Source organism: Pseudomonadales bacterium (assembly GCA_013215025.1).
Classification (GTDB): domain Bacteria; phylum Pseudomonadota; class Gammaproteobacteria; order Pseudomonadales; family DT-91; genus DT-91.
In genome coordinates, this window is sequence record JABSRR010000167.1 from 1 (window position 1) to 7,183 (window position 7,183).

General features: G+C 48.0%; 9 protein-coding genes and 1 tRNA gene. 4 read left to right on the top strand and 6 right to left on the bottom strand.

Going from position 1 to position 7,183, the window contains the following annotated elements:
• The 4 genes from HRU21_10730 to HRU21_10745 form a co-directional block, all read left to right on the top strand.
• Positions 1-318, top strand: a 318-nt coding sequence (locus HRU21_10730; protein ID NRA42763.1) for an aminoacyl-tRNA hydrolase, incomplete at its 5' end; no start/stop codon positions are given.
• Positions 319-406: 88 nt separating this feature from the next.
• Positions 407-1,498, top strand: coding sequence for a redox-regulated ATPase YchF (ychF, locus tag HRU21_10735; GenBank protein ID NRA42764.1), 1,092 nt, complete (start codon positions 407-409; stop codon positions 1,496-1,498).
• Positions 1,499-1,617: 119 nt separating this feature from the next.
• Positions 1,618-1,694: transfer RNA gene (locus tag HRU21_10740), tRNA-Met, on the top strand.
• Positions 1,695-1,877: 183 nt separating this feature from the next.
• A complete protein-coding gene (locus HRU21_10745) occupies positions 1,878-3,560 on the top strand; it encodes an FAD-dependent oxidoreductase (GenBank protein NRA42765.1) in 1,683 nt (560 codons plus the stop codon).
• A gap of 50 nt (positions 3,561-3,610) precedes the next feature.
• Here HRU21_10745 and HRU21_10750 read toward each other — a convergent pair whose 3' ends face one another.
• The 6 genes from HRU21_10750 to HRU21_10775 form a co-directional block, all read right to left on the bottom strand.
• Positions 3,611-4,513 (bottom strand): class I SAM-dependent methyltransferase, encoded by a 903-nt coding sequence (locus HRU21_10750; protein NRA42766.1) that lies wholly within the window; start codon positions 4,511-4,513, stop codon positions 3,611-3,613.
• Positions 4,514-4,575: 62 nt separating this feature from the next.
• The gene (locus HRU21_10755; GenBank protein NRA42767.1) at positions 4,576-4,971 is read right to left on the bottom strand and encodes a VOC family protein; all 396 of its coding nucleotides are present in this window, start codon (positions 4,969-4,971) and stop codon (positions 4,576-4,578) included.
• Between the two features lie 107 nt (positions 4,972-5,078).
• Positions 5,079-5,699: a glutathione S-transferase family protein gene (locus HRU21_10760; protein ID NRA42768.1), complete on the bottom strand. Its 621-nt coding sequence runs from the start codon at positions 5,697-5,699 to the stop codon at positions 5,079-5,081.
• 69 nt (positions 5,700-5,768) lie between these two features.
• Positions 5,769-6,170, bottom strand: coding sequence for a DUF4345 family protein (locus HRU21_10765; GenBank protein ID NRA42769.1), 402 nt, complete (start codon positions 6,168-6,170; stop codon positions 5,769-5,771).
• Positions 6,171-6,241: 71 nt separating this feature from the next.
• A complete protein-coding gene (locus HRU21_10770) occupies positions 6,242-6,553 on the bottom strand; it encodes an antibiotic biosynthesis monooxygenase (GenBank protein ID NRA42770.1) in 312 nt (103 codons plus the stop codon).
• 99 nt (positions 6,554-6,652) lie between these two features.
• A complete protein-coding gene (locus HRU21_10775) occupies positions 6,653-7,120 on the bottom strand; it encodes a GNAT family N-acetyltransferase (protein NRA42771.1) in 468 nt (155 codons plus the stop codon).
• Positions 7,121-7,183 lie beyond the last annotated feature (63 nt).

Below are 7,183 nucleotides of genomic sequence, written 5' to 3' on the forward strand. Positions count from 1 at the left end.
TATCTGGTGGCGCACGATGAGCTCGACTTTGCGCCTGGCTTAGCCCGCTTAAAAACCGGTGGCGGTCATGGTGGTCACAACGGCTTACGCGATATCTTTGCCAGAACCGGACAGCAAAAAAACTTTCATCGTTTGCGCATTGGTATTGGTCACCCTGGCGATGCTAAATTAGTTTCCTCATGGGTATTAAAAAAAGCGCCGATGGCCGAACAGCAAAAGATTATCGCAGCGGTAGATGAGGCCAGTCGCTACACGCGTGATATCGTACACGCGGAATGGGCTGCCGCGATGAACCAGCTGCATCAATTTAGCGCCTGAATGAAAAGCCTAAAAGCCTAGAAATAACAACCGCCCAGCCACATGGTATGCGGTATCAACAAGGGTGTTAGCCCAAAGAGCAAAAGCTATGAGTATTAACTGCGGGATTGTTGGTCTGCCTAACGTCGGTAAATCAACCTTATTTAATGCACTGACAAAAAACGGTATTGCAGCAGAAAATTTTCCGTTTTGTACAATCGAGCCAAATGAAGGCACCGTCAGTGTGCCCGATAGTCGTTTACAGCAGTTAGCAGAGATTGTCGGCCCAGAGCGTGTGATTGCTACCACGGTAGAATTTGTCGATATTGCAGGGCTGGTCGCCGGTGCTTCAAAAGGTGAAGGTCTGGGCAATAAATTTCTCGCCAATATTCGTGAAACCGATGCGATTGTACACGTGGTACGCTGCTTTGAAGACGACAACGTGATTCATGTAGCAAACAAAATAGATCCTGCCGAAGATATTGCGGTGATTAACACCGAGTTAGCCTTGGCCGATTTAGAATCGGTAGAAAAACAGCTGCAGCGGGTAACGCGCACTGCAAAAAGTGGCGATAAAGACGCACTGGCTGCAAAAGAGTTGTTAGAGCGGGTGCAGGCCCATCTTGACCAGGGTTTACCGGTGCGCGCGATGGCGTTTAATGATGCCGAGCAAAAACTGCTGAAAACCTTCCACTTAATTACCGTGAAACCCACATTATATGTAGCCAATGTTGATGAAGAGGGGTTTCAAGACAACCCGCATCTTGACGTTGTACGCGGCATTGCCAGCGCAGAGCATGCGGGCGTGATTGTGGTATGCAATAAGTTAGAAGCGGAAATCGCCGAATTAGACGATGAAGAAGTGAGCGAGTTTTTAGAAGAGCTGGGCATGCAAGAGCCAGGCTTAAACCGCGTGATTCGCGCCGGCTATGAGCTGCTTGGCTTGCAAACCTATTTTACCGCCGGCCCGCAAGAGGTACGTGCCTGGACCACGAAGCAAGGTGCAACGGCACCACAAGCGGCGGGTGTGATTCATGGCGACTTCGAAAAAGGCTTTATTCGTGCCGAAGTGGTTGGCTTTGATGATTATATCGCCGGTAACGGCGAGGCCGGCGCCAAAGAGGCCGGAAAATGGCGACTCGAAGGTAAGGATTATATTGTCGCAGATGGCGACGTGATTCACTTTCGTTTTAACGTGTAATCGGCGACAAATATGCTTGACAAAGAGGCGCAAAATCACCAAAATTGCGCCTCCTTTTTACAAGCTAAGTGACTGGAAACTAAACACTATTTCCACACTGCTTGGACAACACAGTTTTTGGCAAGGTAGCTCAGTTGGTTAGAGCACATCACTCATAATGATGGGGTCGGCGGTTCGAATCCGCCCCTTGCTACCATGAATAAAAACCCGCTTCTTAGCGGGTTTTTTTATTGATCAACGCTTTGTTTGATCGCTTAATAGTTTTCTGCGGCATAATCATTTAACACGCAAAGATTCTCGAGAATTTAATTTTGCTTGCCTGATAATGGCGTGTCATGATGCGTTTCCAATTACAATAATACGCAATACCGAGGTTGGCATGACAGACAAAACATACGATTTTATTATTGTTGGCGCAGGCTCGGCCGGTGCAGTGTTGGCCAATCGTTTGGTGCAGCAAGGCAAGCATAGCGTCTTGCTGGTGGAGGCGGGTTCGCAGGGTAAGCATATGATGATTCGTATGCCGGGCGGCCTCAGTGAGGTGATTAAAAATAAGGCCTTTAACTGGGATTATGAATCGCAGCCAATGGCAAACCTCAATAACCGACAATTATTATTGCCGCGTGGCAAGGCCTTGGGTGGCTCAAGCATTCTTAACGGCATGGTTTGCTTACGCGGTCAGGCGGCCGACTACAACCGTTGGGCAGAGGCGGGCAATACCGGCTGGGCCTACGACGATGTATTACCGCTGTTTAAGTCACTTGAAAATTGGCAGGGCCCACATCAAGGGTCAGCAGCGAATGAAGGCGCTTTATCGGATGAGAGCGCTGCTGATGAGAGCGCCGCAGCTGAAAAGAGCAGCGCAGCGTTTCATGGCAGCGACGGTGAGTTTACTATTAGCCCCGCGCCGTCTGAGCACTTCTTGTATGACACCTTCATTGCTGCCGGTGCTGAACAAGGTTTGGCGGTTAATACCGATTTTAACGGTGCCAGTGCGGCAGGGGTAGGGCGCTTTCACTCCAATATTGCCAACGGTGTCAGACAAACCACCGGTCATGCCTTTGTTGAGCCGATAAAGTCGGCACCGCAATTCGATATTTTGACCGGTCATCAAGTATTGCGGCTAACGCTCGACGGTAAACGCGTCAGCGGTATCGTGACTAAAAAAGGCCGCAAAACTCAACAGATTCAGGCCAATAAAGAAGTGATTGTTTGCGCGGGTGCTTATAATAGCCCGCAGCTGCTGATGCTTTCAGGTATTGGTGATGCGGCCGAGCTGGAAAAGCACGATATCGCACTGCAGCATAACTTACCTGGGGTGGGTAAAAACCTGCAGGAGCATCTCGACCTAGTCATGCGCTTTAGTTACCAAGACCCAGTAACCCTTAACGGCAAAATTGGCACGATTATGGGCCAGCTGGGGATTGGCCTTGAGTACACCTTGTTTAAACGCGGCATTGCGGCAGGCAATATTGTTGAAGCCGGGGGCTTTGCCAGCTCAGACGCATCCATTGCAGACCCTGATATTCAGTTTCACTTTTACCCAGCGCTGGTGTTCGATTTTCTCGATAAGCCAACTAACGATCACGGTGTGACTATCCGTACCTGTAATTTGCGACCCTATAGTCGTGGTCAAGTTAGTTTGAATAGTGATAATCCGTTAGATAAACCCTGTATCGATTTTAAATTTCTAAGTGATGAGCGCGATTGGCCGATTATGCTGCGTGCTTACGACCTAGCTTTTGAGATGATGCAGGCCGATGCCTGGCAGGGTAAGCTCGGTGAAGAAGTACAAGGTGCAAAACCAGACGCCGATGACGAGGCGAAAAAGCAGTGGATTCGTGAATATGCCGATATAGTGCATCACCCGGTTGGCACCTGTAAGATGGGCAGCGATGACGATGCAGTTGTTGATCATCAGCTGAAGGTGCACGGTATAGAGGGCCTTCGCATCGCTGACGCCTCCATTATGCCCACAATAGTCAGTGCCAACACGCAGCTACCGACCATGATGATTGGTGCCAAAGCGGCAGAGTTAATCTTAGATGAGTGGTACGCTTAAGCTTCTACGGTGATGCATGCATTAAAGCCATGTATCACCCTCAGTCGCTTTCAGTTTAAGGAAGCCAACACAAAATTTTCTAAACGAAAAATATGTCGTTCTGGCAAGGCTCGGCCAACAGCTGCAAAATACTGGCTGTTCAGCGCCGCTAAAGAGGTGTCGCAATAAAGCTGAAAACCATGATCAGCAAGCATAGCTGATATTTCTGACGGTTGATAAAAAGAAATCCAAGGCTCACCCGTTTTCGCGGCTAAATTTTGGATTAACTTGGCTCGCATTTCGGGCTTTGGATAAGCTTTTCCAAAACACTGTGCTGGCTTGTGCTGCAGCGCAGCATCCACATAGGAAAGCGCCAGCTGGGCGGGCGCCTCGCCACATAGCTTCGCTAGCGCCGCGAGTGTGGTCGCTAATGCGGCCTTAGAGATATATTGTGATACGCCCTCTAAAGTAAACACTGTGGCTTGGTTAGGCTTAAACCCCGCCTGTAATAACTGCGTGTTCAGTGTCTGTTGATTAAAGTCTAGCGCTACATAATGAAGATTCGCTTTGGCTAAACAAGCCGGCGGCAATTTGGCCCGCTTACGAGCTTGCACTGCAGCTTGATCGACTTCAAACACTTGTACTGAATCTGGCAGTGCAAGTCGGTGTGCGCGAGTATCATAGCCCGCACCCAAGATGACATATTGCGATACAGCTTGCGCCTGATCTGTAGTGCATCGCAGCACAAACTCGTCAATAAAGCGGGTGCGCGCGATTAAGTGCTGATGAAAGCCTGGCGCAAATTGCTGTGTGAGCCAAACGCTAGTCCTGTGGCCCATGAGCTTAATAAACTTGGCGCCAAGCACAAAACGTTCGGCTAGTGGGTCATGCACGAGACGTTTGTCGGCAGTCGCTAGGCTTTCAATCATGCGCTGTTTAGCAACGCCTTGTGCAGTTCCGTCTTGCGAAAACATAGGACACCTCAAGCTTTGCGTTATTGGTTTTGCTACTGAGTTAGATGCGCCAGTTTGCCTTATCAGGCCTTATCCATCGCGGTGCATAACTCAATTAATATCCCCGACGGGCAGCGCAGATATGACACGGTTTGGCCCCAAGGCTTTTGCTCGGGTGCCCGCAGTTGTTCGGCGCCAAGCGCGATTGCATCGGCATGTGTTTGATGCAGTGCGTCCGTCACCAACGCAATCTCCATGCCGACCGGCTTATCAGGGTTTGATAGCGGCACTAAGCCTGCAGCAAATTGCTGCTCGGCTAAGCGCTGATCAGCAAAGGCGAGGGTGGTTGCGCCGGTGCTCAGTTCGGCATAGTCTTGCTCGGGGCTAATCAGCTGGCGCTGAAAGCCAAATGCCTGCTCAAAAAACTGCAGCGCGCGCGGCACATCAGCAACATAGGCAATGGCGTAGCCAAATTTAATCATTGGTGTAGCCCAATGTAATCATCGTTACCCTTTATATAGCCAATACAAACGATATGGCAAACAAGAACGATAAGGCTCATAACTGATAAATGCTCATCACGCTGCTAGCCTTCTGCTTCGCGCGCTAGCGCACGTTGGTAGGCTGGGCGCTGTTGGCCACGTTGTAAATAGGCTTGCAAATTTTCCTGTGCCAGCGGCTGGCCAAACGCCACACCCCACTGCAAGGTTTGTAGCAATAATATATCAGCCGCTGAAAAGCCATCGCCTAAAATATAGGGCTTTGCCGCCAGTCCATCAGCTAGCAGCTGTAAGGCTTGTTGGTATTCCCACTCAGCGGTTGGCAAGACGTCTCTAACACGCCGCGCTTTCGGTAATACAAATTTATGTTTGCCAATGGTCCACAGCGGCTGCTCTAATTCGCTGAGGGCAAAAAAGCTCCAGCGGTCGTATTGCGCGCGCTCGGCTGTTGCAATCGCTGGTATCAAACGGCCGGCGGCGTACTTATCGGCCAGATAATTAAGAATCGCGCCACTTTCGGTCAACACCAGTTCATCATCACGTATCGCCGGTATTTTACCGCCGGGGTGAATCTTCAAATATGCCTCAGTGCGGTGTTCACCTGCCGCCATGTCGAGGGCAATAAACTGATAATCTAGCGCTAATTCTTCAGCAAGCCAGGTAACACGCAACGATCGTGTGTTAGGTTTTCCATAGATGCTTAACATAGTTTCTTATTTCTCCACGAATAGTAGCGCTTATAGGGTAATTTTTGAAAGATGCTATAAACAGCAAGCTTAGCTCGCTGGTGACGCTTTTCGATTCTGATTATATAAATACAGTGCAAATAAGCTGCCCGGCCATTCAATGCATAAGGCTGATATATTGAATGCATCATAGCTAGCATAATATAGCACCCCTAGCGTGCGTCCGGCGGCAATACCGCCAAAAATAAACACGATGCTTAGCAAACCTGCAGGCTGCAAATCTTTGTGTTTTGCGCACGCCAGTAGCCACAAACCAAAACCAATCTGCAGCCCTGCGTACATGGCGTATACATCGGCTTGGGCTGCTGCGCTTGGTGTCAGCATGCCCGATTGTTCAAGCAATAGCGTCGGGAAAAATACATAAGCAATGCCAAAGCCCGCAAATAGCCAGCCAATAATGCGTAAATACACAGGAATATAAGTGGTTTTCATGATGATCTATCTATCGCTTGGTTTGTTGAGTTGGGTATCAGCTTTATAAGACGTCGCTCTGTGCTAGACGCTTAATGTTCAAAACTATAGTCTCGGATAATATGAGCAATTTTCACCTGATAATGTTTATACCAAGTATGCTTACCTTGCTCTTGAATTTTTCTATGCTCAGGGTGATTTTTCCAGTTGTGAATAGCTTCCAGTGAATGCCAATACGAAATAGTCACTGAGCTATTACCCATCTGGGAATGATCTATTGATATAAAGCCATCTTGCTTGCTGGCAAGCTCAAACATTGCCATTGCTGCTTCATCATAGCCATCGGTATTGTCAGTTTTAGTGCCAGTAAAGATAACAGCAAAATATGCATTTTGTGGTTGCATTGATTGTCCTTTGGATTTATTTCAACAGTCTGAAATATTTTTGTATCTGGTTAGTCATATAGGCTAACAATTAGCCCACACTTAAAGTGCTTAGCTCTACTATGCAATGGCATATTTCATTTTGTAACCACCCGTAATTTCAAAACCATTAGACTGGTAGAACGCAACGGTTTTATCAAACTCCGGCACTGGCGGCGTACATAATTCGAGGCGTTTCCATTCTCGTTGCTGTGCATAGTTTATAATTTCTTGAATAAGTGATTTGCCTACCTGCTTCGAGCGATATTCTGGTAGTACGTAAAACTCTTGAATTATACCAAAGCTTCCTTGGGCATAAAGGGAGTGGCTTTCACAGACAGCAGCAAAACCAATGATACGATTGCCATCAAATGCAGCCATGACATGATAAAGTCCACTCGCAACGAAATTCTCACACAAACTAATAGATAGCGAAATATCAACATCAAATGCCTTTGTGTTAGTACGTTCCATTATTTCACTTGTTAGACATACAGCCAGTTTGGCAATGTCTTCCGATTTAGATTTATCAATGATCTTATATTTCACGCGATGTCGAATCCTTTTATCGCATAACGTCGGCAACACAAGCGATTACCAGTCCTGTGCTTG

Excerpts from the sequence above, each read along its gene's own strand:
- ychF (NRA42764.1), top strand. The coding sequence starts at position 407 with ATGAGTATTAACTGCGGGATTGTTGGTCTGCCTAACGTCGGTAAATCA.
- HRU21_10745 (NRA42765.1), top strand. The coding sequence starts at position 1,878 with ATGACAGACAAAACATACGATTTTATTATTGTTGGCGCAGGCTCGGCC.
- HRU21_10750 (NRA42766.1), bottom strand. The coding sequence starts at position 4,513 with ATGTTTTCGCAAGACGGAACTGCACAAGGCGTTGCTAAACAGCGCATG.
- HRU21_10760 (NRA42768.1), bottom strand. The coding sequence starts at position 5,699 with ATGTTAAGCATCTATGGAAAACCTAACACACGATCGTTGCGTGTTACC.
- HRU21_10765 (NRA42769.1), bottom strand. The coding sequence starts at position 6,170 with ATGAAAACCACTTATATTCCTGTGTATTTACGCATTATTGGCTGGCTA.
- HRU21_10770 (NRA42770.1), bottom strand. The coding sequence starts at position 6,553 with ATGCAACCACAAAATGCATATTTTGCTGTTATCTTTACTGGCACTAAA.